Source organism: Burkholderia lata, assembly GCF_902499025.1.
Taxonomy (GTDB): domain Bacteria; phylum Pseudomonadota; class Gammaproteobacteria; order Burkholderiales; family Burkholderiaceae; genus Burkholderia; species Burkholderia lata_C.
In genome coordinates this window covers 12,807-39,753 of sequence record NZ_CABVPW010000062.1, presented here as the reverse complement: position 1 = coordinate 39,753, position 26,947 = coordinate 12,807, and the positions used below count along the sequence as shown (strand labels likewise).

General features: G+C 69.0%; 26 protein-coding genes. 12 read left to right on the top strand and 14 right to left on the bottom strand.

Features of this window, described 5'->3' with window-relative positions:
- The 4 genes from BDI24065_RS38285 to BDI24065_RS38270 all read left to right on the top strand — a co-directional run.
- Nucleotides 1-601, top strand: a 601-nt coding sequence (locus BDI24065_RS38285) for a thiamine pyrophosphate-dependent enzyme (RefSeq protein ID WP_254609944.1), incomplete at its 5' end; no start/stop codon positions are given.
- Between the two features lie 38 nt (nt 602-639).
- Nucleotides 640-2,091, top strand: coding sequence for an aldehyde dehydrogenase (locus tag BDI24065_RS38280; protein WP_175035553.1), 1,452 nt, complete (start codon nt 640-642; stop codon nt 2,089-2,091).
- 14 nt (nt 2,092-2,105) lie between these two features.
- A complete protein-coding gene (locus tag BDI24065_RS38275) occupies nt 2,106-3,050 on the top strand; it encodes a ketopantoate reductase family protein (protein WP_175035552.1) in 945 nt (314 codons plus the stop codon).
- A gap of 266 nt (nt 3,051-3,316) precedes the next feature.
- Nucleotides 3,317-4,714 (top strand): MFS transporter, encoded by a 1,398-nt coding sequence (locus BDI24065_RS38270; protein ID WP_175035551.1) that lies wholly within the window; start codon nt 3,317-3,319, stop codon nt 4,712-4,714.
- 30 nt (nt 4,715-4,744) lie between these two features.
- Here BDI24065_RS38270 and kynA read toward each other — a convergent pair whose 3' ends face one another.
- From kynA to kynB, 3 genes are all read right to left on the bottom strand, one after another.
- Nucleotides 4,745-5,680 carry a tryptophan 2,3-dioxygenase gene (gene kynA / locus BDI24065_RS38265; RefSeq protein ID WP_175035556.1) on the bottom strand — a complete coding sequence of 312 codons (936 nt, stop codon included), beginning with the start codon at nt 5,678-5,680 and terminating at the stop codon, nt 4,745-4,747.
- A gap of 78 nt (nt 5,681-5,758) precedes the next feature.
- On the bottom strand, nt 5,759-7,012 hold the full coding sequence (gene kynU / locus BDI24065_RS38260) for a kynureninase (protein WP_438820049.1): 1,254 nt from the start codon (nt 7,010-7,012) through the stop codon (nt 5,759-5,761).
- A gap of 25 nt (nt 7,013-7,037) precedes the next feature.
- Complete coding sequence (kynB, locus tag BDI24065_RS38255) at nt 7,038-7,679, bottom strand: arylformamidase (RefSeq protein ID WP_175035550.1); 642 nt, start codon at nt 7,677-7,679, stop codon at nt 7,038-7,040.
- A 130-nt stretch (nt 7,680-7,809) separates the two neighbouring features.
- Between kynB and BDI24065_RS38250 the strand changes: the two genes are divergently transcribed.
- The gene (locus tag BDI24065_RS38250) at nt 7,810-8,310 is read left to right on the top strand and encodes an Lrp/AsnC family transcriptional regulator (protein WP_006477992.1); all 501 of its coding nucleotides are present in this window, start codon (nt 7,810-7,812) and stop codon (nt 8,308-8,310) included.
- Here the strand turns inward: BDI24065_RS38250 and BDI24065_RS38245 are convergent.
- The 3 genes from BDI24065_RS38245 to BDI24065_RS38235 all read right to left on the bottom strand — a co-directional run bounded on the left by BDI24065_RS38245 (nt 8,297) and on the right by BDI24065_RS38235 (nt 11,178).
- Nucleotides 8,297-8,806, bottom strand: coding sequence for a flavin reductase family protein (locus BDI24065_RS38245; protein ID WP_011353017.1), 510 nt, complete (start codon nt 8,804-8,806; stop codon nt 8,297-8,299). The two genes, BDI24065_RS38250 and BDI24065_RS38245, sit on opposite strands and share 14 nt — an antisense overlap.
- 303 nt (nt 8,807-9,109) lie before the next feature.
- Nucleotides 9,110-9,775 (bottom strand): hypothetical protein, encoded by a 666-nt coding sequence (locus BDI24065_RS38240; RefSeq protein ID WP_175035549.1) that lies wholly within the window; start codon nt 9,773-9,775, stop codon nt 9,110-9,112.
- On the bottom strand, nt 9,772-11,178 hold the full coding sequence (locus BDI24065_RS38235; RefSeq protein WP_175035548.1) for a selenium-binding family protein: 1,407 nt from the start codon (nt 11,176-11,178) through the stop codon (nt 9,772-9,774). The genes BDI24065_RS38240 and BDI24065_RS38235 overlap by 4 nt, the downstream gene beginning before the upstream one ends.
- A gap of 579 nt (nt 11,179-11,757) precedes the next feature.
- On the opposite strand from BDI24065_RS38235, the gene msrA reads away from it, so the two are divergent.
- A complete protein-coding gene (msrA, locus tag BDI24065_RS38230; protein ID WP_175035547.1) occupies nt 11,758-12,318 on the top strand; it encodes a peptide-methionine (S)-S-oxide reductase MsrA in 561 nt (186 codons plus the stop codon).
- A gap of 33 nt (nt 12,319-12,351) precedes the next feature.
- Here msrA and BDI24065_RS38225 read toward each other — a convergent pair whose 3' ends face one another.
- The 3 genes from BDI24065_RS38225 to pdxH form a co-directional block, all read right to left on the bottom strand.
- Nucleotides 12,352-13,647 carry a DUF72 domain-containing protein gene (locus BDI24065_RS38225; RefSeq protein WP_175035546.1) on the bottom strand — a complete coding sequence of 432 codons (1,296 nt, stop codon included), beginning with the start codon at nt 13,645-13,647 and terminating at the stop codon, nt 12,352-12,354.
- A 23-nt stretch (nt 13,648-13,670) separates the two neighbouring features.
- The gene (locus BDI24065_RS38220; protein ID WP_175035545.1) at nt 13,671-14,891 is read right to left on the bottom strand and encodes an SAM-dependent methyltransferase; all 1,221 of its coding nucleotides are present in this window, start codon (nt 14,889-14,891) and stop codon (nt 13,671-13,673) included.
- Between the two features lie 121 nt (nt 14,892-15,012).
- A complete protein-coding gene (pdxH, locus tag BDI24065_RS38215) occupies nt 15,013-15,657 on the bottom strand; it encodes a pyridoxamine 5'-phosphate oxidase (protein ID WP_175035544.1) in 645 nt (214 codons plus the stop codon).
- Nucleotides 15,658-15,785: 128 nt separating this feature from the next.
- Between pdxH and tcdA the strand changes: the two genes are divergently transcribed.
- Nucleotides 15,786-16,643: a tRNA cyclic N6-threonylcarbamoyladenosine(37) synthase TcdA gene (gene tcdA, locus BDI24065_RS38210; RefSeq protein WP_175035543.1), complete on the top strand. Its 858-nt coding sequence runs from the start codon at nt 15,786-15,788 to the stop codon at nt 16,641-16,643.
- Nucleotides 16,644-16,758: 115 nt separating this feature from the next.
- On the opposite strand, the gene trxA is transcribed toward tcdA, so the two are convergent.
- Both trxA and BDI24065_RS38200 read right to left on the bottom strand, forming a co-directional pair.
- The gene (trxA, locus tag BDI24065_RS38205; protein WP_175035542.1) at nt 16,759-17,607 is read right to left on the bottom strand and encodes a thioredoxin; all 849 of its coding nucleotides are present in this window, start codon (nt 17,605-17,607) and stop codon (nt 16,759-16,761) included.
- A gap of 52 nt (nt 17,608-17,659) precedes the next feature.
- On the bottom strand, nt 17,660-18,541 hold the full coding sequence (locus tag BDI24065_RS38200; RefSeq protein WP_175035541.1) for a pirin family protein: 882 nt from the start codon (nt 18,539-18,541) through the stop codon (nt 17,660-17,662).
- A 245-nt stretch (nt 18,542-18,786) separates the two neighbouring features.
- On the opposite strand from BDI24065_RS38200, the gene BDI24065_RS38195 reads away from it, so the two are divergent.
- Nucleotides 18,787-19,665, top strand: coding sequence for an EamA family transporter (locus tag BDI24065_RS38195; protein ID WP_175035554.1), 879 nt, complete (start codon nt 18,787-18,789; stop codon nt 19,663-19,665).
- A gap of 54 nt (nt 19,666-19,719) precedes the next feature.
- On the opposite strand, the gene BDI24065_RS38190 is transcribed toward BDI24065_RS38195, so the two are convergent.
- Nucleotides 19,720-21,246: an N-acetylmuramoyl-L-alanine amidase gene (locus BDI24065_RS38190; protein ID WP_175016006.1), complete on the bottom strand. Its 1,527-nt coding sequence runs from the start codon at nt 21,244-21,246 to the stop codon at nt 19,720-19,722.
- Nucleotides 21,228-21,782, bottom strand: coding sequence for a tRNA (adenosine(37)-N6)-threonylcarbamoyltransferase complex ATPase subunit type 1 TsaE (tsaE, locus tag BDI24065_RS38185; protein ID WP_175035540.1), 555 nt, complete (start codon nt 21,780-21,782; stop codon nt 21,228-21,230). Before tsaE ends, BDI24065_RS38190 begins: the two co-directional genes overlap by 19 nt.
- Before the next feature lie 17 nt (nt 21,783-21,799).
- Between tsaE and queG the strand changes: the two genes are divergently transcribed.
- From queG to xerD, 3 genes are all read left to right on the top strand, one after another.
- Nucleotides 21,800-23,035, top strand: coding sequence for a tRNA epoxyqueuosine(34) reductase QueG (gene queG, locus BDI24065_RS38180; RefSeq protein WP_175035539.1), 1,236 nt, complete (start codon nt 21,800-21,802; stop codon nt 23,033-23,035).
- Between the two features lie 64 nt (nt 23,036-23,099).
- Nucleotides 23,100-23,570 carry a methylated-DNA--[protein]-cysteine S-methyltransferase gene (locus BDI24065_RS38175; RefSeq protein ID WP_175035538.1) on the top strand — a complete coding sequence of 157 codons (471 nt, stop codon included), beginning with the start codon at nt 23,100-23,102 and terminating at the stop codon, nt 23,568-23,570.
- Entirely contained in the window at nt 23,567-24,517 is a 951-nt protein-coding gene (gene xerD / locus BDI24065_RS38170; RefSeq protein WP_175035537.1) for a site-specific tyrosine recombinase XerD, read from the top strand. Before BDI24065_RS38175 ends, xerD begins: the two co-directional genes overlap by 4 nt.
- Nucleotides 24,518-24,563: 46 nt before the next feature.
- Here xerD and BDI24065_RS38165 read toward each other — a convergent pair whose 3' ends face one another.
- Nucleotides 24,564-26,126, bottom strand: coding sequence for a class I adenylate-forming enzyme family protein (locus tag BDI24065_RS38165; RefSeq protein WP_175035536.1), 1,563 nt, complete (start codon nt 26,124-26,126; stop codon nt 24,564-24,566).
- Nucleotides 26,127-26,371: 245 nt separating this feature from the next.
- On the opposite strand from BDI24065_RS38165, the gene ybaK reads away from it, so the two are divergent.
- Complete coding sequence (gene ybaK / locus BDI24065_RS38160; RefSeq protein ID WP_027789278.1) at nt 26,372-26,863, top strand: Cys-tRNA(Pro) deacylase; 492 nt, start codon at nt 26,372-26,374, stop codon at nt 26,861-26,863.
- The last annotated feature ends 84 nt before the right edge of the window (nt 26,864-26,947 follow it).

Genomic DNA, 26,947 nt, shown 5'->3' with positions numbered 1-26,947 from the left:
GCCGCCCGAGCGGCCGATGCCCGCACCGCGGCCGCCGCGCACGCGCGTCGAACCGCCCGCCGCCGGCGAACGCATGTCGGTTGCGTTCGCGCTGCAGACGCTCGCCGACGTGCGCGATGCGCACGACATCGTCGTCGAGGAAGCGCCGAGCGCGCGGCCCGTGATGCAGGAACACCTGCCGTTCACGCACAGCGGCACGTTCTACACGATGGACAGCGGCGGGCTCGGCTACGGGATGCCGGCCGCCGTCGGCGTCGCGCTTGCGCAGCCGGGCCGGCGCGTGATCGGGCTGATCGGCGACGGGTCGAGCCTGTATTCGATCCAGGCCTTGTGGAGCGCCGCGCAGCTGAAGCTGCCGATCACGTTCGTAATCCTGAACAATCGTCGTTACGCGGCGCTGCAGGATTTCGCGCCGGTGTTCGGCTTCGGCCCGGATGACCCCGTGCAGGGCACCGATCTGCCGAACCTGGATTTCGTCGCGCTCGCGCAAGGGATGGGCTGCCGCGGCGTGCGTGTGACCGCTGCCGCGCACCTGCGCGACACGCTGACCGACGCGCTGCGCGCCGCGACGCCGGTCGTCGTCGAAGTCGAGATTGCCTGAATTACGTGATGCGCAACGCGCGTCCTTCCGGAGACTCCATGCAAACCGTATCGATGCTGATCGGCGGCGAACGCCGTCACTCATCCAGCGGCGCGACCTTCGTGCGCCGCAACCCGCTCGATGGCGAAGTCGCGTCCGAAGCGCCCGCGTGCACCGTCGACGATGCGCGTGCGGCGGCCGACGCGGCCGCCCGCGCGTTTCCCGACTGGGCCGCGCTCGGCCCCGGCGCACGCCGCGCGCTGCTGCTGAAGGCGGCCGCCGCACTCGAAGCGAAGCACGAGCAGTTCGTCGCCGCAATGGCGGCCGAGACGGGCGCGTCCGCGCTGTGGGCCGGCTTCAACGTGCACCTTGCCGCGAGCGGGCTCGTCGAGGCCGCGTCGCTGACCACGCAGGTCGGCGGCGAGCTGATCCCGTCCGACGTGCCGGGCTCGCTCGCGATGGGCGTGCGGCAGCCGGCCGGCGTCGTGCTCGGCATCGCGCCGTGGAACGCACCGGTGATCCTCGCGACGCGCGCGCTCGCGCTGCCGCTCGCGTGCGGCAACACGGTCGTGCTGAAGGGCTCGGAGCTGTGCCCTGTCACGCACGGGCTGATCGTCGAGGCGCTGCAGGAGGCCGGGCTGCCGCCCGGCGTCGTCAATTTCGTGACGAACGCGCCCGAGGATGCGGGCGCCATCGTCGATGCGTTGATTGCGCATCCGGCCGTGCGTCGCGTGAATTTCACGGGCTCGACGCGGGTCGGCAGGATCGTCGCCGAAGCGTGCGCGCGCCACCTGAAACCGTCGGTGCTGGAACTCGGCGGCAAGGCGCCGTTCGTCGTGCTCGACGATGCGGATCTCGACGCGGCAGTCGCGGCGGCCGCGTTCGGCGCGTTCGCGAATTCCGGGCAGATCTGCATGTCGACCGAGCGCATCGTCGTCGACGCATCGATCGCCGACGCGTTCGTCGCGAAGCTCGCCGACAAGGCCGTGTCGCTGCCGCTCGGCGATCCGCGCAACGGGCCTGTCGTGCTCGGTTCGCTGATCGACATGAAGGCTGTCGAGCGCTGCAACGCGCTGATCGACGATGCGCTCGCGCACGGCGCGACGCTCGTGTGCGGCGGCAAGGCCGACAGCACGCTGTTCCCGGCCACGCTGCTCGACAATGTGACGCCGGCGATGCGCATCTATGCGGAAGAGTCGTTCGGCCCGGTGAAGGGCATCGTGCGCGTCGACGGCGAGGACGCCGCGATCCGCTGCGCGAACGACAACGCGTTCGGGCTGTCATCGGCCGTGTTCAGCCGCGATGTCGCGCGTGCGATGCGCGTCGCGGCGCGCATCGAATCGGGCATCTGTCACGTGAACGGTCCGACCGTGCACGACGAGGCGCAGATGCCGTTCGGCGGCGTGAAGGACAGCGGCTTCGGCCACTTCGGCGGCAAGGCCGGTATCGCGGCGTTCACGGACCTGCGCTGGATCACGGTGCAGACCGCACCGCGCCACTATCCGTTCTGACGAGGGCGCCGACGATGAGGATTGCGATTCTGGGCGCGGGCGCGATGGGCTCGCTGTTCGGCGGGCTGCTGGCCGAAAGCGGCGAAGCCGTCACGCTGATCGACGTGAACGATGCGCATCTCGATGCGATTCGCCGCGACGGGCTGCGTATCGATGACGATCGCGGCGAACGGCGCATCCGTACGTTGCAGGCCGTGCGGCCGGAAGCCGTGCAAGCGGACGCAGCCGCTTCGCCCGACACACCATTCGACCTGCTGATCGTCTTCACGAAATCGCTGCACACGCGCCACGCACTGGACGGCGTGCGCGCGCTGCTGAGCCCCTACACGTACGTACTGACGCTGCAGAACGGGCTCGGCAACGTCGAGACGTTGAATGCGTTCGTGCCGATCGAGCGCATTCTCGTCGGCGTCACGACCTGGCCCGCCGATCTCGCGGGGCCGGGCCATGTGCATTCGCACGGTGCGGGCGTCATCAGGATGATGACGGCCGACGGCGCGGAGCGCACGTTCGCGGCCGCCGTCGCCGACGCGCTGTCGCGCGCGGGGCTCGCGTGCACGCTGGACGCCGACGTATGGGCCGCGATCTGGGAGAAGGTCGCGTTCAATGCGGCGCTCAACACGCTGTGCGCGGTAACACGTTGCACGGTCGACCAGCTCGGCGAACACCACGACGGGCTGCGGCTCGCGCAGACGATCGCGGCCGAGACGGCTGCCGTCGCCCGCGCGAAGGGCATCGCGGTCGACGGCGAACGCATCGCGCGCAACGTCGAGCATGCGATCCGCGAGCATCGCGGTCATCGCCCGTCGATGCTGCAGGACGTGCTCGCGGGCCGTCGCACGGAAATCGACGCGATCAGCGGCAAGGTCGTCGCGGCGGCGCGCGAAGCGGGTGTCGCGGTGCCGCACGCGGAAACGCTGCTCGCGCTGGTCCGGCTGATCGACGCACGGATGAACTGAGCATCAGGCTGGCGGCGCGGCTTGCGCCGCACGACGGGACGAGCGCGTCGCGCGCAGGCGACGGCGCCGGATCGGGACGGGTTGGACGAGACACCGGAGCCGGCGCCGATGCGTCGACACCGGCCGCCTGCGCAGCACGAGATCCGGGCACGCGCCACCGCGCCAGCCCGGGCCACCGGAGACGCCATGAAAGCCATCGAATGCCGTTGTCTTGCCGCGCGCCGCTCGCGCATGTTGCCGCCTGTGTGCGGTGAACGGGAGGTCGCATGAGCACCCGCGACGGATTGCAGTCGCCGTCCGTCGACATCGGCGCGACGCTCGACGACGGGCCGTTCACGACGATGCAGCGCTACGTGGTGTTGCTCGCCGCGCTCGCGATTGTGCTCGACGGCTTCGACGGCCAGCTGATCGGCTTCGCGATTCCGGTGCTGATCCGCGAATGGGGCATCACGCGCGGCGCGTTCGCGCCGGCGGTGGCGGCCGGGCTGATCGGAATGGGGATCGGCAGCGCGTGCGCGGGGATCGTTGCCGACCGCTTCGGCCGCCGCCAGGCCGTGATCGGCAGTGTGTTCCTGTTCGGCATCGCGACCTGCGCGATCGGCTTCGCACCGGACGTCACGGCGATCGCGGTGCTGCGCTTCGTCGCGGGCCTCGGGATCGGCGGTGCGTTGCCGACGGCCACGACGATGACGGCCGAATACACACCCGCGCGGCGTCGCACGATGATGGTGACCGCGACGATCGTCTGCGTGCCGCTCGGCGGGATGCTGGCCGGCTTGTTCGCGCACGAGGTGCTGCCGCGCTACGGCTGGCGCGGGCTGTTCTTCGCGGGCGGTGCGTTGCCGCTCGTGCTCGGCTTCGTGCTCGTGCGTGCGTTGCCCGAATCGCCGCGCTATCTCGCGCGGCGCCCCGCGCGCTGGCCGGAACTCGGCGCGCTGCTCGCGCGGATGGAGCGGCCTGTCGCGCCGGGCACCACCTTCACCGACCTGAAGGACGCCCGGGCGGCAGGCGGGCGCGGCGGCTTCGGCGCGTTGTTTGCGAGCGGTCAGGCGCGCGACACGATCGCGCTGTGGTGCGCGTTCTTCATGTGCCTGCTCGCCGTGTATGCGGCGTTCAGCTGGCTGCCGACGATGCTGGCGGCGAGCGGGTTGAGCGTGTCGGTCGCGGGGTCGGGGCTCACCGCTTACAACCTCGGCGGCGTGATCGGCGCGCTGCTGTGCGCGTGGACGATCGCGCATGCCGGGTCGCGCTGGCCGCTCGTGCTGTGCAGTATCGGCGGCGCGGCGAGCGCGGTATGGCTGATGGGGGTCGATGCCAGCCGCCACACGGGCTGGCTGATCGTCGGGCTCGGCCTGCACGGGCTGTTCGTCAACGCGGTGCAGTCGACGATGTATGCGCTCTGCGCGTACATCTACCCGACGGCCGTGCGCGCGACGGGCACCGCGAGCGCGCTCGCGTTCGGCCGGCTCGGCGCGATCCTCAGCGCGTTCGCGGGCGCGATCGTGATCACCACGGGCGGTGCCACGGCCTATCTGACGATGCTGGCGATCGCGATGGGGGTGGTCTGCGTCGCGCTGCTCGTCGTGCGACGGCACATTCCGCGACTGTCGCGCGCCGCAGTGCAGCCGCGCGAAGGGGAGGAGCTGGCCCGCACGTCGTCGTGACGGCGGGCGGGCCCGGGGGCGAGTGGTGCGTTACAGCGTGGTGCGCACGTGCCAGAGCTCGGGGAACAGCACGACGTCGAGCATCTTGCGCAGGTAGGGTGCGCCGCTGGTGCCGCCCGTGCCCTGCTTGAAGCCGATGATGCGCTCGACGGTCGTCACGTGACGGAAGCGCCACTGGCGGAACGCATCCTCGAGATCGACGAGCTCCTCGGCCATCTCGTAGAGTTCCCAGTGCTGCTGCGGGTGACGGTACACCTCGAGCCACGCGGCTTCGACCGTCTCGTCGTGCCGGGTCGGCTGCGTCCAGTCGCGCTCGAGCCGCTCCGCCGCGATCGGGAAACCGCGCCGCGCGAGCAGGCGCACGACTTCGTCGTAGAACGACGGCGCCTCGAGCGTCGCTCGCACCTGTTCGAGGACGTCGGGCCGGTGCGCATGCGGCTGCAGCATCTGCACGTTCTTGTTGCCGAGCAGGAATTCGAGCTGCCGGTACTGGTACGACTGGAAGCCCGACGACTGCCCGAGATACGGGCGCATCGCCGAATACTCGGACGGCGTCATCGTCGACAGCACGTTCCACGCCTGCACCAGTTGCTCGAGGATCCGCGACACGCGCGCGAGCATCTTGAACGCGGGCGGCAGCGCGTCGGTGCGCACCGCGTCGAGGGCGCCGCGCAGCTCGAACAGCGCGAGCTTCATCCACAGCTCGCTCGTCTGATGCTGGATGATGAACAGCATCTCGTTGTGATCGGGCGACAGCGGATGCTGCGCGTCGAGGATCGAATTCAGCGACAGGTAGTCGCCGTAGCTCATCGACTTCGAGAAATCGAGCTGCGCGTTGTGCCAGCCGGCATCGCCCGCGGCATCGCCGGGCACGTGGGGCGCCTCGTGGGCCGCTTGCGCCGGATGCGCGGCGTGCGCGCCCGAGAACGGGCAGCCCGCCGGCGCGTCGCCGCCAGGTGGCTGCATATGACCAGAATTCACGATTCTCTCCAGATTTGAATGACGGGGCGCGGCGCGCGGCTCGCGCGCGCCGGGCAAGGCCGATCAGGTCACCGCGCCGCGTTCGGCGAACTCGGGCGCCTTCCACGCGTCGGTGGCGAGGATGTCGCGCAGCGTCTCGACGGCATCCCACACGTCGGCGAAGCGCGTATAGAGCGGCGTGAAGCCGAAGCGCAGCACGTACGGCTCGCGGTAGTCGCCGATCACGCCGCGCGCGATCAGCGCCTGCATCACCTCGTAGCCGTGCGGATGCTCGAAGCTCGCCTGCGAGCCGCGCTGGTGATGCGCGCGCGGCGTGACGAGCTTCAGCGACAGGCCCGCGCAGCGTGCTTCGACGAGCGCGATGAACGCATCGGTCAGCGCGAGCGACTTGCGGCGGATCGCGTGCATGTCGGTCTGCAGGAACACGTCGAGCCCGCATTCGACCATCGACATCGACACGATCGGCTGCGTGCCGCACAGGAAGCGCGCGATGCCCGGGTCGGGTGCGAAGCCCGGTTGCATCGCGAACGGTGCGCGGTGGCCCCACCAGCCCGACAGCGGCTGCGAGAAGTGCGCGTGATGGCGCTGCGGCACCCACACGAAGGCGGGCGAGCCGGGGCCGCCGTTCAGGTACTTGTACGTGCAGCCGACCGCGCCGTCCGCGCGCGCGCCGTTCAGGTCGACCGGCACCGCGCCGGCCGAGTGCGCGAGATCCCACAGCATCAGCCCGCCCGCGTCGTGCACGAGCTGCGTGACGGCCGGCATGTCGTGCATGTAGCCGGTGCGGTAGTTCACGTGCGTGATCATCGCGACGGCCGTGTCCGCGCCGAGCGCGTCGGGCAGGTCGGCCGGGTCGTCGATCAGGCGCAGTTCGTAGTCGCCGCCGAGCTGCTCGATCAGCCCCTGCGCGATATACAGGTCGGTCGGGAAGTTCGAGCGTTCCGACACGATCACGCGGCGCTCGGGTGCGCGCTCGGCCTGGTGGCGCACCATCGCCGACAGCAGCTTGAACAGGTTGATCGAGATCGTATCGGTCACGACCGTCTCGCCGGGCGCGCCGCCGATCAGCGTCGCGAGCTTGTCGCCGAGACGGCGCGGCAGCGCGAACCAGCCCGCCGTGTTCCAGCTGCGGATCAGGCCTTCGCCCCATTCGGCGCCGATCACCTGCTGCGCGCGGGCAGCCGATGCGCGCGGCTGTGCGCCGAGCGAGTTGCCGTCGAGGTAGATCACGCCATCGGGCAGGGAGAACTGGTCGCGCAGCGGGGCGAGCGAATCGTCGCGGTCGAGCGCGAGCGCGTCTTCACGGGTCTTGATCATGATGTGGGGTCGTCGGTCGGGGTAATCAGGAGGCACGCGCGGGCAGCGCGCGCAGCACGGCGCGCACGGGGCTCGCGTCGAGCGTCGCGAATTTCAGCGGCAGTGCGATCAGTTCGTAGTCGCCGGGCGGCACGTCGTCGAGCACGATGCCTTCGAGGATCGCCATCCGGTGCGCGCGTATGCGGTGATGCGCATCCATCGTCTTCGATTCCTGCGGGTCGAGCGACGGCGTATCGATGCCGATCAGCTTCACGCCATGCGCGGCGAGCAGGTCGACGGTCTCGGGCGCGACCGCGCAGAAATTGCTGTCCCACTGCTCCACGCTGGCGCGCGCATAGGTGCGCAGCAGCACGCGCGGCGGTACGCCGTCGAGCGCGGCCGCGACATCGTCCGGCTGCACGACCGGCGATGCGCCGATGCAATGGATCACGCGGCACGGGCCGAGGTAGGTGTCGAGCGGCACGGCGCCGATCGGCGCGCCGTCGGCGTCGTAATGCAGCGGCGCGTCGCAGTGCGCGCCCGTGTGCGGCGACAGCGTCAGGCGCGCGACGTTGACCGGCGAGCCGGCCTCCATCCGCCACACGCGTTCGACGGAAACCGGCGTATCGCCCGGCCACACGGGGGTGGCGGGGCTGACGGGCGGCGAGATGTCCCAGAGGGTGTCCATGGCATGACGATTCGGTGAGTCGGTCCTTCGAATGATAGGTGGACGCTCGCAGAAAGTGCTTGCGAAATAAACATGGACAATCCGCCGGATTGGCAGATAATTCGACTCAGAGGGAAAACGGGGACCAAAAATGCACGCGATCACGCTCGATGCCACCGACTGCCGGATTCTGGCGGTCCTGCAGGAAGAGGGCAGAATCAGCAATCTCGACCTGGCGGAACGGATTTCGCTTTCGCCATCCGCCTGTCTGCGCCGCATGCGCCTGCTCGAGGAGCAGGGCGTGATCGAGCACTATCGCGCGTGCCTGAGCCGCGAGAAGCTCGGCTTCGAGCTCGAGGCGTTCGTTCAGGTGTCGATGCGCAACGAAGAAAATCAATGGCACGAGCGCTTCGCGGAAGCGCTGCGCGAATGGCCGGAGGTCGTCGGCGCGTTCGTCGTGACGGGCGAGAGCCACTACCTGCTGCGCGTGCTCGCGCACAACCTCAAGCACTATTCGGATTTCGTGCTGAACCGGCTCTACAAGGCGCCGGGCGTGATGGACATCCGTTCCAACATCGTGCTGCAGACGCTGAAGGATGAAGCCGGCGCGCCGGTCGGGCTGGCGCGCACGGGAGCGATCAAAGCGGTGTAAGGCCGTGGAAGCCGCCGCCGTGGAACACGAGCGGCGGTGCCGTGTCCGATACCGCGCGCACGCCGCAGCGCTCCACTTCGCCGACGAAGATCACGTGGTCGCCTTCATCGTAGCGGCTGCGGTTGTGGCACTCGAACCACGCGAGCGCGCCGTCGAGCACGGGCATCCCCGAGTTGCCGGCCGCATGCGCGATCCCTTCGAAGCGGTCGCCCTTGTAGGTCGAGAAGCGCTTGCACAGGTCGAGCTGCGATGCCGCGAGCACGTTCACCACGTAGTGGCTGTTGCCGCGGAACACGGGCGTCGACGCCGATTTGTGCGCGAGGCTCCACAGCACGAGCGGCGGATCGAGCGAGACCGAGTTGAACGAGCTGGCGGTGATGCCGATCAACTGGCCGGACGGCGCACGCGTCGTGATCACCGTCACGCCCGTTGCGAACTGGCCGAGGGCTTGCCGGAAGGCCGCCGCGTCGAAATCCGGGGGATTGGCGTGGCTCATCGCGCGGCCATCCGGAACGAGACGGGCGGGCGCGGCGCGACGCGGATGGGGCGGGCACGGCGGACGAAAGGCGACAAGGCGGTCGATGGGGAAGGGGTGCGCATGGCCCGATTTTAGCGGAATCGAGGCCGCCGGGCCCGCCCAGGCGGCGCATTGCGGGGGCAGGGTGACGCAGCGAACACTGCGGCGTGCTGCCGGATGCGCCATGGCACGCTGCCGGCATGGCCGTTCTGTCGCGATTTGTGTGCGGTACCGCCGTTGAGGCCGGCACCGCTGGCACCACGTCTGCCGTCGATTACCGCGCTATCGCGCCGCCGCCAGTCCGAGCGACAATGCGCCCGTCACGATCAGGCTCGACGCCCACACCGCGTCGAGATTGAACCAGCTCCGCGATACGAACTTCAGCCCGAGATAGCGGTACACGAGCCACGCGAGCCCGCCGCCGGCGCCGATCATCGCGATGGCATGCACGGCCGCGACGACGAGCGCCATCCCGAGATGCGCATCGACGAGCGTGGCCGCCGCACGATGGCCAACCTCCTGGTCGAGCCCGCACAGCCCGAGGTAGATCGGCACCAGCATCAGCCCCGCGCCGTGCGCGATCGCCACCGCGAACGACCACAGGCCGAGCCGCGCGGGCGGGATCCGCGCGAGGGCCCGCGGATGCCGGCGCCGGATCAGCAGCACCGCGCCGAAGCCGATCACGAGCGCGCTCGCGCCGATCCGGATCGCCGTCTGCCACGCGAGCAGCGCGGCGAGCAGCCCGAACGGCAGCATCACCGCGAACACGGCGAGCGCATGGCCGAGCGCGAGATAGCCGAGCGCCGCGACGAGCGCGCCGCCCCGGCGCGTCATCAGCGCGTTCGACACCGCGAGCGGCCAGCCCATCGCGGGGTTGAGCCCGTGATACACCCCGCTCGCGAGCACGGCCGCCCACAGCGCGAACTGGGCGTGAAGGCCGGCGTTCAACGCTTGACCGACGGATAGCAGAACGAGTCGGTCGAGCAGTCGCCGCCTTCGAGCCGGATCTGGTGCGCGCGATAGCCGTCGGGGAACTCGACCCAGTAATCGTCGGCGAGCGTCAGGCCGCCTTCCGGCCCCACATGCGCGAGCACCTGCGCGCCCGGCACGCCGTCCGGATAGAACTGGTCGTCCCACGTCGAATACAGCGAGTTGGTCCAGTACACGCGTTTCCCGTCGCGGCTGATCTCGACCATCTGCGGGCCGCCCGCGAACGCGCGGCCGTTCGAGTGCGGCGCACGGCGCGCGATGCCGCCGATCCGGACCGACCCCGCGAGCACCGGGTGGTGCGGATCCGACACGTCGTACTGGCGCATCTCGCCGGTGCCCCAGCACGACACGTAGAGGAAGCGGTCGTCGAGCGACAGGTCGATGTCGGTCACGAGCGGCGGCACCGCGCCGAATCCCTTGAGCAGCGGCGGCAGCTCGTCGGCCGCGGCCGGCTCGGCCGGGATCGTCGCCGTCTTCTTCACATGGAACTTGCCGCCTTCGCGCCACCAGGTCCAGATCGAGCCTTCGAGATTCGTCGTGTCGACCACGACGCCGACGAATCCGTATTCGCGCGCCGGGTCGTGCGCGGGCCGCACCTCGAGCGCCATCTGGTGCTGTGCGCCGAGATCGATCGTCTGCACGTTGCGCCGCGCGCGCAGGTCCCAGAAATGCAGCCGGTGCCCGTATTTGTTCGCGAGCAGGTCCTCCGGCACGATCCCGTTCTCGAATTGCGGCGGCAGCGCCCATTCGCTCGACACCATGTAGTCGCGCGGCAGGTTCCACCAGAAGTCGTAGTGCTTGTCCTGCGGGCCGCGGTCGATCTCCCAGCGGCCGAGCACGTCGAAGGTTTCGCAATCCATGATGAAGATGCCGGGCGCGCCGTCGGTGCCGTCCTTGCCCGCGCCGCCGAGCGTGCTCACGTAGATGCCCTCGGGCCCGCAGTGAACGGTGTGCGGCCGCGAATAGCCGGTCTTCGAGAAGATCTCGTCGGGCTCGATGATCTTGTGGATGCGCGCCTGCGTCGGGTGCGGCTTCGTGTCGATCACGTAGATGCGCGACGAGCGCAGGCCGGGGATGATCAGGAAGCGGCGTTCGAGGAACGCATGGCCCGTCAACGGCGACAGCGACGACGAGCACGCATTCCAGCCGAAGTGGTGAAACTCGTCGCCGGTGTTCGGCATCGTCACCGTGTGCACGATCTTTCCGTAGGTCGGCGAGCCGGGCTTCACGTCGATCACGGCGAGCGCGTCGGGTCTGGAAAAATCGGGGCTCAGCAACAACGTATAGGCGAACTCCTCCGCCGGCGCCTGCATCGCAAGTTCGGGCGAAGCGTGAAACGTCGGGTCTGGCCGCATGCTCATGGTGATGCCCTCTCGATGGGTTTGGATCGTGGTCGCACGGCCGTTCGTTGCGGGCGTGCGGGTCGGGGTTGTCGCACGGCGCGTTACGCCGGCGGGAGCGATCGGCAGGCGGATGCACGCATCGGCGCGCGTGCGGCGCCGTGCATCAGATCGTGAAAGCGGATAAAGGCGGTGTGCAGGATCGCCGCCCGCGGGGCGGGGCGGATGCACGGCAAACGGGTGGTGCAGTCGAAGCGGTGGCCCGCGACGCGGCGACGGCCGGGCGAGTGACGCGGGTGAGGTCTGTTAAGACATGCATAGCGATGTTCCGGCAGATGATGTTTGCATCAGGGTCGGGCATGCATCGGGTGCGTTGCGCGAGACAGCGGGTTCGCCGCCGCGCTCGCGCGTGCCTAAGTGTAGACGAGAAAACGGGCGGCCGGTCGCGCGCGGCACCTGTGCACTCTGTCAGGTTCGCGCGCGAGTGCGATACTTGCCGAAGTGCCGTTGCGCCCTGTAATCGAGTGCGCAGCGGCGAGACGGAACGGTGGCAGCCGGTGCATGCGCGCCGGCTGCCGACATCAACGAGGGACTGATTTCATGGTGAACGAGATGCTTGAAACCGCGACATTGGGAGGCGGGTGTTTCTGGTGCACGGAGGCGGTGTTTCTCGACGTCGACGGCGTGACGGCCGTCCAGTCGGGCTACGCGGGCGGCCATACGCGCAATCCCGGCTATCGCGACATCTGCGAAGGCGATACGGGCCACGCGGAAGTCGTCAACGTGACGTTCGATCCGGCGCGCATCGGCTATCGCGAGATTCTCGAGATCTTCTTCGCGACGCACGATCCGACCCAGTTGAACCGGCAGGGCAACGACACCGGCACGCAGTACCGCTCGGTCGTGTTCACGCATTCCGACGCGCAGCGCGACACGGCGCTCGACGTGATCCGCGAGCTGGAGCGCGAGCAGGTGTTCGGGCAGCCGATCGTCACGCAGGTCGTGCCGCTCGACGACAACTACTGGCCGGCCGAGGACTACCACCAGAACTATTACGCGCGTAACCCGGGGCAGGGCTACTGCTCGGTCGTGATCGGGCCGAAGCTCGCGAAATTCCGGCAGAAGTTCTCGCACCGGCTGAAGTCGCTGCGCGGCGCGTAAGCGCGACCGGCGCAAGCCGGTATCAAGCCGGTATCAAGCCGCCTCGTTGCGCCACTGCGCGCACGCGGCGGCGATCTCGCGCGCAAGCGCGATGCACGACAGCGGCGCGGAGCCTTCCGCCTTGTTGTTGATCGTGATGATCACCGGCTGCCCGGCCAGCGCATAGCGCGCGGCCAGTTCGGCGAGCGCCGAGCGCGTGGCCGGATCCTCGTCGACGAGCTTGTCGAACGGCTCGTACTTCGCCTTCGCCTGTTCATACTTGAAGCCGCCGTGCAGGCTCCAGCGCACGATCAGCGGGCCCGGCGCGTCGCCGTCGAGCAGCGCGAGCGCGGCTGCCTGGCGCAGCGGGTCGGGCATTCGCGCGTGCAGGCCGACGCAGTAGCGCACGCCGAGCGCGGCGAGCGCGCGGATGAAACGCGGCGTGAGCAGGCTCGCGTCGCGAATCTCGATCGCATAGCGGGTGCCGTCGGCTTCGGGCGGCAGCGGCGGCAGCGCCGCGAAGAACGCGGCCAGCCGGTCGATCAGTGCGGCCGGCTCGGCGAGCAGCTGATCGGGCAGCGGCGAGAACTGGAACACGAGCACGCCGGCTTTGTGGCCGAGGCCCTCGAGGCACGGCTGCACGAATTCGCGGGTGGCGAGCTGCGCGTCGAGGAAGGTCGGGTTCGGCCCCGACGGCTCGCCGCGCCGGCCGCGGATCACCGCGTCGGTCACGGAGGCCGGCGCCTTCACGACGAAGCGGAAATCGTCGGGCACCTGCTGCGCGTAGCGCAGGTAGTCGGCCACCGACAGCGGGCCGTAGAACGAGCGGTCGAGGCTCACGCTCTTCAGCAGCGGATGCGCGCCGTACGCTTCGAGCCCTTCGCGCGACAGCTTGGTCTGCGCGAAATCGCCGTCGTAGACGATGCCGTCCCAGCCGGGGAAGGTCCACGACGACGTGCCGAGCCGAACGTTCGGCGGCAGGCCGGCTGCCGCATCGGCCACATCCGGCGCGATGGGTGCGGGCAACACACCGCGCCGGCGCCGGCCTTGCTTCGGCGGCGCGGCCGGCGGGGATGGTTCGTCCCACAGCAGGCCGGACGCGGCGGGCGGTGTTTCGTCTGAAGAACGGGAGTGGGGGCGGGTGCGCGGTGCCGGTTGCGCGTCGTCACGCGCATCCGGTTTCAGGTGTTCGTCGGCGTCGGCGGGCAGGCCATCGTCGTCGGGCGACGCGCGTGCAGCGTCGGCCGGCACGCCGAACAGGTCGAATTGCCCGTCGGCGTGCGGCGCGTCCGCATCGTCTTGCTGCTGTCGTTCCGGCGGCGCCTTGCGCCGCGTCCTGCCGTCACCCATGCATGCCCAGCGTGAAGCGCCGCCTAGCGCGGCAGCGCGTGTTCGTACATATAGCGCCGCGACCACGGCAGCGATTTCGCGCTCTGCCCGGCCTTGCGGCACACGATCTGGAAGATCGACACGTCGTCGTGCTCGAACGCATACGCGCAGCCGGCGAGATACACGCGCCAGATGCGGAATTTTTCGTCGTCGACGAGTCGTCGCGCTTCGTCGGCCTTCGCCTCGAAGTTTTCCGTCCAGATGTCGAGCGTGCGCGCATAGTGCCGTCGCAGGCTTTCGACGTCAATCGCTTCGAGTCCGCCGCGCTGCGCGGCTTCCAGCGCGAGGCTGATGTGCGGCAGCTCGCCGTCCGGGAACACGTAGCGGTCGATGAACTCGCCGCCGCCGAGCGCCGTCTCGCCGCTTTCCGCGTCGGTCGACGTGATCCCGTGGTTCATCGCGATGCCGTCGTCGGCGAGCAGTTCACGAACCCGCGAGAAGTAGAGCGGCAGGTTCTTGCGCCCGACGTGCTCGAACATCCCGACGCTCGTGATGCGGTCGAACTGGCCGTCGATCTCGCGATAGTCCTGCAGCCGGATCTCGATCCTGTCCTCCAGCCCGGCGGCTTTCACGCGCGCGGTCGCGAGGTCGAACTGGTTCTGCGACAGCGTGACGCCGAGGCACTGCGCGCCGAACTTCTGCGCGGCGCGCAGCACGAGCGCGCCCCAGCCGCAGCCGATATCGAGCAGGCGCTGGCCGGGCTCGAGCCGGATCTTCGTCAGGATATGGTCGATTTTCTTGATCTGCGCGGTGGCGAGATCCTCGTCACCGTTCTCGAAGTACGCGCACGAGTACACCATGTTCTCGTCGAGCCACAGCTGGTAGAACTCGTTCGAGACGTCGTAGTGATACTGGATCGCCTTCTTGTCGGTGCTCTTCGAGTGATTGAAGTAGCGCTTCACGCGTGCCAGCTTGCTCGCGCTCGTGACCGTACTGCGCGCGAGCGAGTAGCCGATGTTGATGATGTCCGACAGCTTGCCTTCGATGTCGATCTTGCCCTTCACGTACGCCTCGCCGAGATTGTCGAGGCTCGGTTCGAGCAGGAGCGGCAACGCCGACGCGCTGTTGACCTTCAGCGTGACCTGCGGCGCGCTGAAGGTGCCGAAATCGAGTTGATCGCCGTTCCACAGCACGAGGCGCGCCGGTATGTTCGCTTTCGCCCGTACTTCGTCCGCCCACTGTGCCAGCTTCTTTTCCCAGAACATTTGGATTCTCCGTTTGTTCGTTGAATCGAATACAGCCAAGTATCTTGACCGGCGCCCGCCGCTTGCGAGGCGGGCGCCCGAATGCAACACGAGACACGACCGGCTTATGCCGGCGCCGCGCTTAAGGCGACAGGCGCGAAATCGACCAGCCCGGCGACGTGTCGGCGTCGCGCGTATAGAGCAGGCGGTCGTGCAGTCGCGACGGGCGGCCCTGCCAGAACTCGATCGAGTCGGGCACGAGGCGGTAGCCGCCCCAGTGCGGCGGGCGCGGCGGGTTGTCGCCGTAGCGTTCGCTGACGGCCCTTTCCTGCGCTTCGAGCGTCGCGCGGCTGTCGATCACCGCGCTCTGGTCGGACGCCCATGCGCCGATGCGCGAGCCGAGCGGGCGTGACGCGAAATAACGGTCGCTTTCTTCTGCGCTGGTTTTCTCGATCCGGCCTTCGATGCGCACCTGGCGCTCGAGCTCGATCCAGTAGAACAGCAGCGCGGCCTGCGGATGCGCGGCGAGATCGCGCCCCTTGCGGCTTTCGTAATTGGTAAAGAAGACGAACCCGCGTTCGTCGACGCCCTTGATGAGCACGATGCGTGCCGACGGCCGGCCGTCGTCGCCGACGGTCGCGAGCGTCATCGTGTTCGGCTCGGGCAGCTTGGCGGCGAGCGCCTCCTTGAACCAGCGGTCGAACTGGGCGAAGGGGTCGTGGGCGACATCGGCTTCGTCGAGCGAAGCACGTGAATAATTGATGCGGAGATCGGCGAGAGTCGTCATGTTATGCAAACGCTTCAATCTGGAACCATTGTAGCCAACGCGCGAGAAACGTGCGTGCACAGTGGCGCGTGCGAGCGGGGAGTTCAGGCAAAATAGAGGGCTGCTCGACTTACGTTTTCCTTGCTGCCATGTCTGCCGCCGACGCTGCCCCGCCCAGTTCCTCTGATCTTACCCCGACCCCGGAAATCCAGCTTGACATGGATCGAGCGCGCCGTTTCGGCGGCGTCGCGCGTCTGTACGGCGCGCCGGCGGCCGCCGCATTCGAACGCGCGCACGTCGCGGTGATCGGCATCGGCGGCGTCGGGTCGTGGGTGGCCGAGGCGCTCGCGCGCAACGCGATCGGCACGCTGACGCTGATCGATCTCGACAACGTCGCGGAAAGCAATACGAACCGGCAGATCCACGCACTCGACGGCAATTACGGCAAGCCGAAGGTCGACGCGATGGCCGAGCGGATCGCGCTGATCGATCCCGCATGCCGCGTGAACCGGATCGAGGATTTCGTCGAGCCCGACAACTTCGATGCGCTGCTCGGCGGTGGTTTCGACTACGTGATCGACGCGATCGACAGCGTGCGCACGAAGGTCGCGCTGATCGCATGGTGCGTCGCGAAGCGCCAGCCGCTCGTCGTGGTCGGCGGCGCGGGCGGCCAGCTCGACCCGACGCGTATCCGGATCGACGATCTCGCGCTGACGATCCAGGATCCGCTGCTGTCGAAGGTGCGCGCGCAGTTGCGCAAGCAGCACGGCTTTCCGCGCGGGCCGAAGGCGCGTTTCAAGGTCAGTGCCGTGTATTCGGACGAGCCGCTGATCTACCCGGAAGCGGCCGCCTGCGACCTCGAGGACGGCGCGGAGCCGTCCGCGGCCGCGCACGTCGCGGGGCTCAACTGTGCGGGATTCGGTTCGAGCGTGTGCGTGACCGCGAGCTTCGGCTTTGCGGCCGCCGCGCATGCGCTGCGCGCGATCGCGGCGCAAGCTGCCGGCTGAGCCCGTGTGAATCGCGGTCGTTGACGGATGCTGCGGCGCGTGACACGCGCCGTCGTATGTCAGGCGGGGCGATCCCGCAGCCGGGCCGTTGCGGCCCGGCGGGTCACACATCCGTTCAGTTGAGCGCCATGCTCAGCTTGCGCCGCCACCCGGCGACGAGGTCCGGGTGATCGCCGGCCATCTCGAACACCGAGATCATCGTGCGGCGACCGAGATCGTCGCCGTACGCGCGATCGCGCGTGACGATTTCCAGCAACTGCTCCAGCGCACCTTCATACGCTCGCCGCGCGATCAGGCTCTGCGCGAGATCGAAGCGCGCGTCGAGGTCGGCCGGGTTCGCCGCGATGCGCGCTTCGAGCGCATCGGTCGGCGGCAGGTCGGCCGTGGCTTCGAGTGCGTCGAAGCGGGTCTTGATCGCCTGGTAGCGCGGGTCGCCGTTCTGCACGGTCTGCGGCGACAGGCGGTCGGTCTCGGCACGCGCAGCGTCGACCTGGTTGCTCGCCAGCAGCAGTTCGATCAAATCGAGGCGTGCGTCGTCGAAGCCGGGGTTCAGCGCGAGTGCCGCTTCGAGGTGCGTGAGCGCGTCGTCGTAGCGCTCCTCGGCCATCGCGTACTGCGCGGCACGCCGTTCGGCTTCCTCGGGCGCCGGCAGCAGGCGGTCGAGGAACGCGCGCAGCTGGCCTTCGGGCAGCACGCCGACGAACTGGTCGACCGGGCGCCCGTCGGCGAACGCGATCACGTGCGGGATGCTGCGCGTCTGGAAGTGCGCGGCGAGCTCCTGGTTCTCGTCGACGTTGACCTTCACGAGCTTCCAGCGGCCTTCGTAGTCGCCTTCGAGCTTTTCCAGCAGCGGGCCGAGCGTCTTGCAGGGGCCGCACCACGGCGCCCAGAAGTCGACCAGCACGGGTGCGTCCAGCGACGCCTCGATGACGTCTTTCTCGAATGTGGCAAGCGTGGTGTCCATGTCGTTCTCTTCGGTTCGAATGTCGTCAGGATGGGGGCGGTGCGCCCCTTTTTCAACGCGGCTTCGACTCGGGCAGCGGAATCCACTCGGTCTCGCCCGGCACCTTGCCCATTTCCTGGCGCGTCCAGGCTTCTTTCGCGCGCTCGATCGCCTCGCGGCTGCTGGCGACGAAATTCCATTCGATGAAGCGCTCGCCGTCGATCTTGTCGCCGCCGAGCAGCATCGCGCGCGCGCCGCTGCCGCTCGTCAGCGTGACCGCGGCGCCGGGTGCGAGCACGGCCATCTGCTCGGCGGGCACCGGCGTGCCGTCGATCGCGAGCTCGCCGTCGACCACGTAAACCGCGCGCTCCTCGTGCGACGCGTCGAGTTCGATGCGGCCGCCGGCCGCGAATTCGGCCGCGACGTACAGCGTGCGCGAGAACGTCGTGACCGGCGAGCGCAGCCCGAACGCGTCGCCGGCGATCACCGTCAGCGATACGCCGTCTTCGTTGCGCTTCGGCAGCGTGTCGGCCGGATGGTGCTCGAACGACGGCTCGGTCGTCTCGTGCGCGCGCGGCAGCGCGACCCAGGTCTGGATCCCGTGCACGGTGTGGCCGTTTTCGCGCTGCGCGTCGGGCGTGCGTTCCGAGTGGACGATGCCGCGGCCGGCCGTCATCCAGTTCACGTCGCCCGGCACGATTTCCTGCAGCGAGCCGAGGCTGTCGCGGTGCAGGATCGCGCCGTCGAACAGGTAGGTGACGGTGGCGAGGCCGATATGCGGATGCGGGCGCACGTCGAGCCCCGTGCCGGGCGGCAGCGTGGCGGGCCCCATGTGATCGAAGAAGATGAACGGGCCGACGAGGCGGGCGGCGAGTGCGGGCAGCGTGCGGCGCACCTGCAGGTTGCCGATGTCGCGCACGTGCGGCTTCAGCAGGGCTTTGATCGGAGCGGTCATGGCGGATCCTGTCGGGCGGCGGGGGATGCCGGTCATTGTACTGGCCGTCCGCCGCCGATTCCATGCGCGCCGCGCGGGTATCGGGCCGGAGGCTGAAACCCGGTAGACTGACCGGCTGCTCGGGAAAACGCCGGGTCGCCCCGGGTTTTCCGCCCCGACAGACGTTCTCTCGGGGCGCCCGGCGCAAAGCGACAGGGCCTGAGAGCACTTTGCACAACGATTCGACAATCGAGGAGACGCCGATGATGGCCCCGAAGGACTTGCTGCTTGCGCTGGTCGTGATCCTGGCGTGGGGCGTGAACTTCGTCGTGATCAAGGTCGGCCTGCACGGCATGCCGCCGATGCTGCTCGGCGCGCTGCGCTTCACGCTCGCGGCCGTGCCCGCGGTGTTCTTCGTGCGCCGGCCGCAGATTCCGTGGCGCCTGCTGGTGCTGTACGGCGCGACGATCCAGCTCGGCCAGTTCGTGTTCCTGTTCACCGGCATGTACGTCGGCATGCCGGCCGGCCTCGCGTCGCTCGTGCTGCAGTCGCAGGCATTCTTCACGCTCGTGTTCGCGATGCTGTTCCTCGGCGAGCGGCTGCGCATGCAGAACCTGCTCGGGCTCGCGATCGCCGCCGGCGGTCTTGTCGTGATCGCGGCGCAGGGCGGCCGCGCGATGACGCTCGCGGGCTTCGTGCTGACCATCTGCTCGGCCGCGATGTGGGCGTTCGGCAACATCGTCACGAAGAAGGTCGGCAAGGCGAACCTCGTGTCGCTCGTCGTGTGGGCCAGTCTCGTGCCGCCCGTGCCGTTCTTCCTGCTGTCGCTGTGGTTCGAAGGGCCGCAGCGGATCGCGACCGCGCTCGCCGGGCTGAACGGTGCATCGATCTTCGCGGTCGTCTATCTCGCGTTCGTCGCGACGCTGCTCGGCTACGGACTGTGGAGCCGCCTGCTGTCGCGCTATCCGGCCGCGCAGGTCGCGCAGTTCTCGCTGCTGGTGCCGATCGTGGGCCTCGCGTCGTCGGCGCTGCTGCTCGACGAGCATCTGACACGCACGCAGCTGATCGGCACGGCGCTCGTGATGGGCGGGCTCGCGGTGAACGTGTTCGGCGGGAAGCTGGTGCGCCGCTTCGCGGCATCGTGACGCGCCGGCACGCGGTGCGTGCCGGCGGCGGGGCGGGGTGGCCGGGTACGGCCGTCAGGCCATCCGGCTCTTCGCGAGCGGCGGATTCGCGGCGAAATAGCGCTTGATGCCGCGGAAGATCGCGTCGGCCATCTGGTCGCGATAGCTGTCGTCGTTCAGCCGGCTTTCCTCTTCCGGGTTGCTGATGAACGCGGTTTCGACGAGGATCGACGGAATGTCGGGCGCCTTCAGCACCGCGAACCCGGCCTGCTCGACCGAGCCCTTGTGCAGCTTGTTGATGCCGCCCACTTCCTTCAGCACGTAATTGCCGTAGCGCAGCGAGTCGCGGATCTGCGCGGTCGTCGACATGTCGAACAGCGCGCGGTTCACGGCCGCGTCCGCCGTCTTGATGTTGATGCCGCCGATCAGGTCGGACGAATTCTCCTTGTTCGCCATCCAGCGCGCCGCGGCGCTCGTCGCGCCGTGGTCGGACAGCGCGAACACCGACGAGCCGCGCGCCGACGGCGTCGTGAACGCATCGGCGTGGATCGACACGAACAGGTCGGCGCCCACGCGGCGCGCCTTCTGCACGCGCACGTTCAGCGGCACGAAGAAGTCGGCGTCGCGCGTCATCATCGCGCGCATGTTCGGCGCGCCGTCGATCTTCGCGCGCAGCTTCTTCGCGATGTCGAGCGCGATGTGCTTCTCGTACGTGCCGCCGCCGCCGATCGCGCCCGGATCCTCGCCGCCATGGCCCGGATCGATCGCGACCGTCAGCAGGCGCACGGTGCCGCCCTTGCCGGATTTCGGCGCGGTGAACTTGTAGGTGTCGCCGTCGTCGTCGCTGTCGTCGCGGCGTGCGATGACGGGCGGCGGCTTGACGGCCGGCTTCGCGGGTGTCGAAGGCGTGGCGGGCGGCGTGTGCGGCGTGGCGGGCGTGTTCTGCGCGAAGCGCTGGAAGAACGCGTCGCTGTTGTCGCCCGCGGCAGGCGGCGGCAGGGGCGTACCCGGGCCGGCCAGCGCGGTCGGCGGTTGCATCTGCTGCGCGCGCGCGGTGTCGTTGAGCGCCTGTTCCTTGCGTTCCGTCTGCGCGATCAGGTCGGACAGCGGATCGGGCGCGACGGCCGGATACAGGTCGAACACGAGCCGGTACTTGTAGGTGCCGACCGGCGGCAGCGTGAACACCTGCGGCTTCACCGAGCCTTTCAGGTCGAACACCATCCGCACGACGTGCGGCTGATACTGGCCGACGCGCACCGACTGGATCTGCGGATCGTTCGGCGCGATCTTCGACACGAGGTCGCGCAGCGCCTGGTCGAGGTCGAGGCCGGTCAGGTCGACCACGAGACGGTCGGGACCCTGCAGCAGCTGTTGGCTATTCTGCAGCGGCTGGTCGGATTCGATCGTGACGCGCGTGTAATCGCGTGCGGGCCACACGCGCACCCCGAGCACCGACGATGCGTGCGCGAGCCGCGGTGCGACGAGACCGAGCACCAGTGTCGACGCGCCCGCGCACAGGATCTGGCGGCGCCGCCAGTTGTGCGTCGCGGTGGCCGCCGATTCGATCGAGCGGAACGGTTTGATCAACATCTTTCGAGACATGCCTTTCCTGAAGCGCTGTACGCCCGGACGGTGAGGGCGCGGCCGTCGCCATCCACGTCGAGCGAGAAAACCAGATCGGGTACGCCGAGCAGCGTGCCCGCCTGTTGTGGCCATTCGACGAGGCAGATCGCGCTGGAATTGAAATACTCGCGAAAGCCTGCATCGGACCATTCGGCCGGATCGTTGAAACGATACAGATCGAAGTGATAGACCTCGAGTTCCCCATCGTCGCGTTCGAGCGCGTACGGCTCGACGAGCGTATAGGTCGGACTGCGCACGCGCCCCGTGTGGCCGAGGCCGCGCAGGATCGCGCGTACGAGGGACGTCTTGCCCGCGCCGAGATCGCCGACCAGCTGGATCTGCAGCCCGTCGAACGCATGCGCGCGGGTGAGCTCGATGCGTGCCGCGTCGAGCGCGTGTGCGAAGCGGGTGCCGAAGGCCTCGGTCGCCGCTTCGTCGGCGAGCGCGATCACGCGCTCCGCGAGCAGGGCGGGCAGCATGGCGTCGTGAGGCGATTGGCTGGGCGTGGCTGGCATTCTCGTAAAATAGTGCGATGAACCGATTACCGGAACTCGCCGCATCCGACAGGCCTTCGACTCGTGACGAAGGCGCGGCACCGTGCGCGCTCGACGATGCGGCGTTGACTGCGCTCGCCGCGCGCATCAGGGCGTGGGGGCGCGAATTGGGTTTCGGGGCGATCGGCATCAGCGATACCGATCTCTCGGATGCCGAAGCAGGCCTCGCCGCCTGGCTGGAAGCCGGATACCACGGCGAAATGGATTATATGGCGAAACATGGGATGAAACGCGCGCGTCCGGCCGAACTTGTGGCCGGTACGCGACGCGTGATCTCCGCGCGGCTCGCCTATCTGCCGGCCGAAACGCTCGCCCCCGACGCACCCGGCGGCGAGCCGGGCGCGCTCGCGCCGCACGACTGGCGTGCGCGCGAACGGGCCCGGCTCGACGATCCGCAGGCGGCCGTCGTGTCGATCTATGCACGCGGCCGCGACTATCACAAGGTGCTGCGCAACCGACTGCAGACGCTCGCCGAGCGCATCGAGCAAGAGATCGGCGCATTTGGTTACCGCGTGTTTACCGATTCGGCGCCCGTGCTCGAGGTCGAGCTCGCGCAGAAAGCCGGCGTCGGCTGGCGCGGCAAGCACACGCTGCTGTTGCAGCGCGATGCGGGCTCGCTGTTCTTCCTCGGCGAGATCTACGTCGACGTGCCGCTGCCGACCGACGCGCACACGTCACCCGACACCGCACCCGAGACGCCCGGCGCGCACTGCGGCAGCTGCACGCGCTGCATCGGCGCCTGCCCGACCGGTGCGATCGTCGAGCCGTACCGTGTCGACGCACGCCGCTGCATCTCGTACCTGACAATCGAACTGAAAGGCAGCATCCCCGAGCCGCTGCGGCCGATGATCGGCAATCGCGTGTACGGCTGCGACGATTGCCAGCTCGTGTGCCCGTGGAACAAGTTCGCGCAGGCCGCGCCCGTCGCCGATTTCGACGTGCGGCACGGCCTCGATCGCGCGACGCTCGTCGAGCTGTTTGCGTGGGATGCGGACGCGTTCGATACGCGGATGCAGGGCAGTGCGATCCGGCGCATCGGCTACGAAAGCTGGCTGCGCAATCTTGCGGTCGGGCTCGGCAATGCGCTGCGCGCGGACGCGGGCCGGCTCACGCCGCAGGCGCGCGACGCGATCGTCGCCGCGCTGCGCGCGCGGGCCGACGATCCGTCGCCGGTCGTGCGCGAGCATGTCGAATGGGCGCTGCGTGCCGCGTGAAGGCGGCGTAAAGTGTCGTCGGCGCGCGGTGGGGCCGCGCGCATCCATCGGTCAGGAGAGGGCCATGTTCAATGCAGTCATCGACGCGCCGTTCGGCAAGGTCGGCATCCGCACGGATGCCGCGGTGGTGCGCGAGATCGTCTATCTGCCCGAATCGGTGAAGTCGGTCGATCCGGATTCGCCCCTCGCGAAGCGCGCGGTCAAGCAGATCGAACGTTATTTCGAGCGCGCGTCGGCGCGTTTCGACCTGCCGCTCGCCGAAGTCGGCAGCGCGTTCCAGCACCGCGTGTGGGAGGTGATCAGCGATATTCCGCCCGGCACGGTGCTGACCTACGGCCAGGTCGCAAAGCGGATCGGCAGCGCGCCGCGCGCGGTGGGCCAGGCGTGCGGCGCGAACTACTTCCCGCTCGTGATTCCGTGCCATCGCGTCGTCGCGGCGGGCGGCCTCGGCGGCTTCGCGAACCACGACGACAACGGTTATTACCAGAAAGTGAAGCGCTGGCTGCTGGCGCACGAAGGCGTGCCGTACCGATGAGTGAATCGCTGATTTCCCCCGAGGCCGACGGCGATGCCGCCGCGGCGTCACCCGCGCTGCTTGCGAGCCGCGCGTCGATCGACGTGTTTTGCGACGCGCTGTGGCTCGAGCACGGGCTCGCGCGCAACACGCTCGACGCGTACCGGCGCGATCTGGTGCTGTTTTCCCAATGGCTGGCGGAGACGCACGACGCGCCGCTCGATTCGGTCGACGAAGCGATGGTGACGGGCTACATTGCCGCGCGCAGCGATGGCAAGGCGACGTCGTCGAACCGGCGGCTGTCCGTGTTCCGGCGCTATTACGGCTGGGCCGTGCGCGAGCATCGCGCGAGCGCCGACCCGACGCTGCGGATCACGTCAGCGAAACAGGCTGCCCGGTTTCCGTCGACATTGTCGGAGGCGCAGGTCGAGGCGCTGCTCGGCGCACCCGACATCGGTACGCCGCTCGGTTTGCGCGATCGCACGATGCTCGAGCTGATGTATGCGAGCGGATTGCGCGTGAGCGAGCTCGTGATGCTGAAGACCGTCGAGGTCGGGCTCAACGAGGGCGTGGTGCGCGTGATGGGCAAGGGCTCGAAAGAGCGGCTCGTGCCGTTCGGCGAAGTCGCGCACGGGTGGATCGAGCGCTACCTGCGCGAGGCGCGGCCGGTGCTGCTCGGCGCGCGCGCGGCCGACGCGCTGTTCGTGACCGCGCGCGGCGACGGGATGACGCGCCAGCAGTTCTGGAACATCATCAAGCGCCATGCGCAGCACGCCGACGTGCGCGCGCACCTGTCGCCGCACACGCTGCGGCACGCGTTCGCGACGCACCTGCTGAACCATGGCGCCGACTTGCGCGTCGTGCAGCTGCTGCTTGGCCACAGCGACATCTCGACCACGCAGATCTATACGCACGTCGCGCGCGAGCGGTTGAAGACGCTGCACGCGCAACACCATCCACGCGGTTAGCGCATCCGGCACGGCGCGGGCCGAGTCGCGCGCCGGCCCGCGTGCGTCAGACCAGCTCGCGCAGCTTGTGCTTCAGCACCTTCCCCGTCGACGCGGCCGGCAGCGCGTCGAGCACGCGGATGTGCGCGGGGCGTTTGTAAGGCGCGAGCCGCTCCGCGCACCATGCGTGCAATGCCGCTTCGTCCGCCGTCGCGCCGGGCACCCGTTCGACGAACGCGAGCACTTCCTCGTTGCCTTCGACCGCGCGGCCGATGACCGCTGCCTGCACGACGTCCGGATGCGCGTTCAGCGCCTGCTCGACTTCGACCGGATAGACGTTGAAGCCCGAGCGGATGATCAGCTCCTTGCTGCGGCCCGCGATCGTCACCGCGCCGTCCGCCTCCTGCCGCGCGAGATCGCCGGTGCTCAGCCAGCCGTCCGGCGATACGGCCGCGTGTGTCGCGTCCGCGTTGCGGTAGTAGCCGAGCATCACGTTCGGCCCGCGCACGCGTATCTCGCCGACTTCGCCCGGCGGCACGTCGGTGCCGTCCGGCGCGACGATCCGCATCTCCACACCGGGAATCGGCACGCCGACCGAGCTGTCGGTGCGCGGTGCGTCGAGCGGCGTCTGCGTGATCGTCGGGCTGCTTTCGGTCATCCCGTAGCCGTTGTGCAGCGGCACGCCGTACAGGCGCTCGACACGCGCCTTCAGGTTCGCGTCGAGCGGCGAGCCGCCCGAATACGCGAAGCGCAGGCGTGGCGCACGCCACGCGTGGCCGTGCGTGTGCAGGTGTTCGAGCAGCTTTGCGTGCATCGCGGGCACGCCCTGGAAGATCGTGACGCCTTCGTCGGCAAGCGCGACGCGCACGGCTTCCGGCGCGAAGCGCGGCACGAGCCGCAGTGTCGCGCCCGCGTACAGGCTGCCGAGGCAGACCGACGCGAGCCCGTACACGTGCGACACCGGCAGCACCGTGTAGACGACGTCGTCGGGCGACACGCGGCGCAGCGTGCTCGACGTCGCCGCGATGAACAGCAGGTTGCGATGCGACAGCATCACGCCTTTCGGCGTGCCGGTCGTGCCGGTCGTGTAGATCAGCGCCGCGCATTGCGCGGCGCCGTCGGCGGCGACCGGTTCGACCGGCGCGCTCGCGTCGACGCGATACGACCACGCGCCGATGTCGACCGGCAGCCTGCCGGCAGGCGTTGCGCCGTGCCGTTCGGCATGCGTGCGTGCGTCGGACGATGCGTCGGTGGTGAACGCGATCAGCTTCGGACGCGCGTGCGCGGCGATCGCGTCGAGTTCGCTGGCGGACAACCGCGCGTTCGACACGAGCGCCCACGCATCGACGCGGGCTGCCGCGAACAGCAGCACGATCTGCGCGACGCAGTTTTCGGCGACGATCATCACGCGATCGCCGCCTTGCACGCCGAGGCTGGCGAGCAGCGCGGCCGCGGCATCGACGGCCTGCGACAGGTCGCCGTACGACAGGCGGCGCGCGTCCTCGATCAGCGCCGGGTGCGCGGGCGCCTGCGCGGCCCAGCGTGCGGGCACGTCGGCGATGCGGCGAGGCAGCGCGGCGAGCAGCGCCTCGACGTCGAGCGGCTCGGAAGAACGGGGGGACGAGGACATGGCGTCTCCAGAAAAGGGGCGGGCGGCGGCTGACGAGGTTGGCGAACGATCGTGCCATGACGGCGGGCGCGCCACAATCGGCCATTCGGGCAATAGCGCTTCGCGATGTCCGCAATGATGATGGCAGGAATCGTTGCGGCGACGCAGCAGGCCGCCCCGCGAAAAACGGGCCGCGAGTATACCGCCGGCGCCGGCGCGAGGGCGCCATTGCGCGCCCGACGGTCGTTCACCATTAAAATGCCGCCATGAGCAAATCCAGGCATGTGTCCGAAACCCCCGCGACCCAGTTGCTGCGCCGCCACGGCGTTGCGTTCGGCGAGCACCCGTACGACTACGTCGAGCACGGCGGCACCGGCGAATCGGCGCGCCAGCTCGGCGTCGACGAGCACAGCGTCGTGAAGACGCTCGTGATGGAAGACGAGCACGCGAAGCCGCTGATCGTGCTGATGCACGGCGACCGCACCGTATCGACGAAGAACCTCGCGCGGCAGATCGGCGCGAAGCGCGTCGAGCCGTGCAAGCCCGAGGTCGCGAACCGCCATTCCGGCTATCTCGTCGGCGGCACGTCGCCGTTCGGCACACGCAAGACGATGCCCGTCTACGTCGAGGCGACGATCCTCGAGCTGCCGACGATCTACCTGAACGGCGGGCGTCGCGGCTACCTCGTCAGCCTCGCGCCGGCCGTGCTCACGTCGCTGCTCGGCGCGCAGCCCGTGCAGTGCGCCAGTGTTGACTGAGGGTTTCACCTTCGTGGCAGGCCGCGCGCGTTCGGTAGAATGGGCGCCGTTTCGGCGTGCCGCGCGCAGCCGTCCCTTTACCGA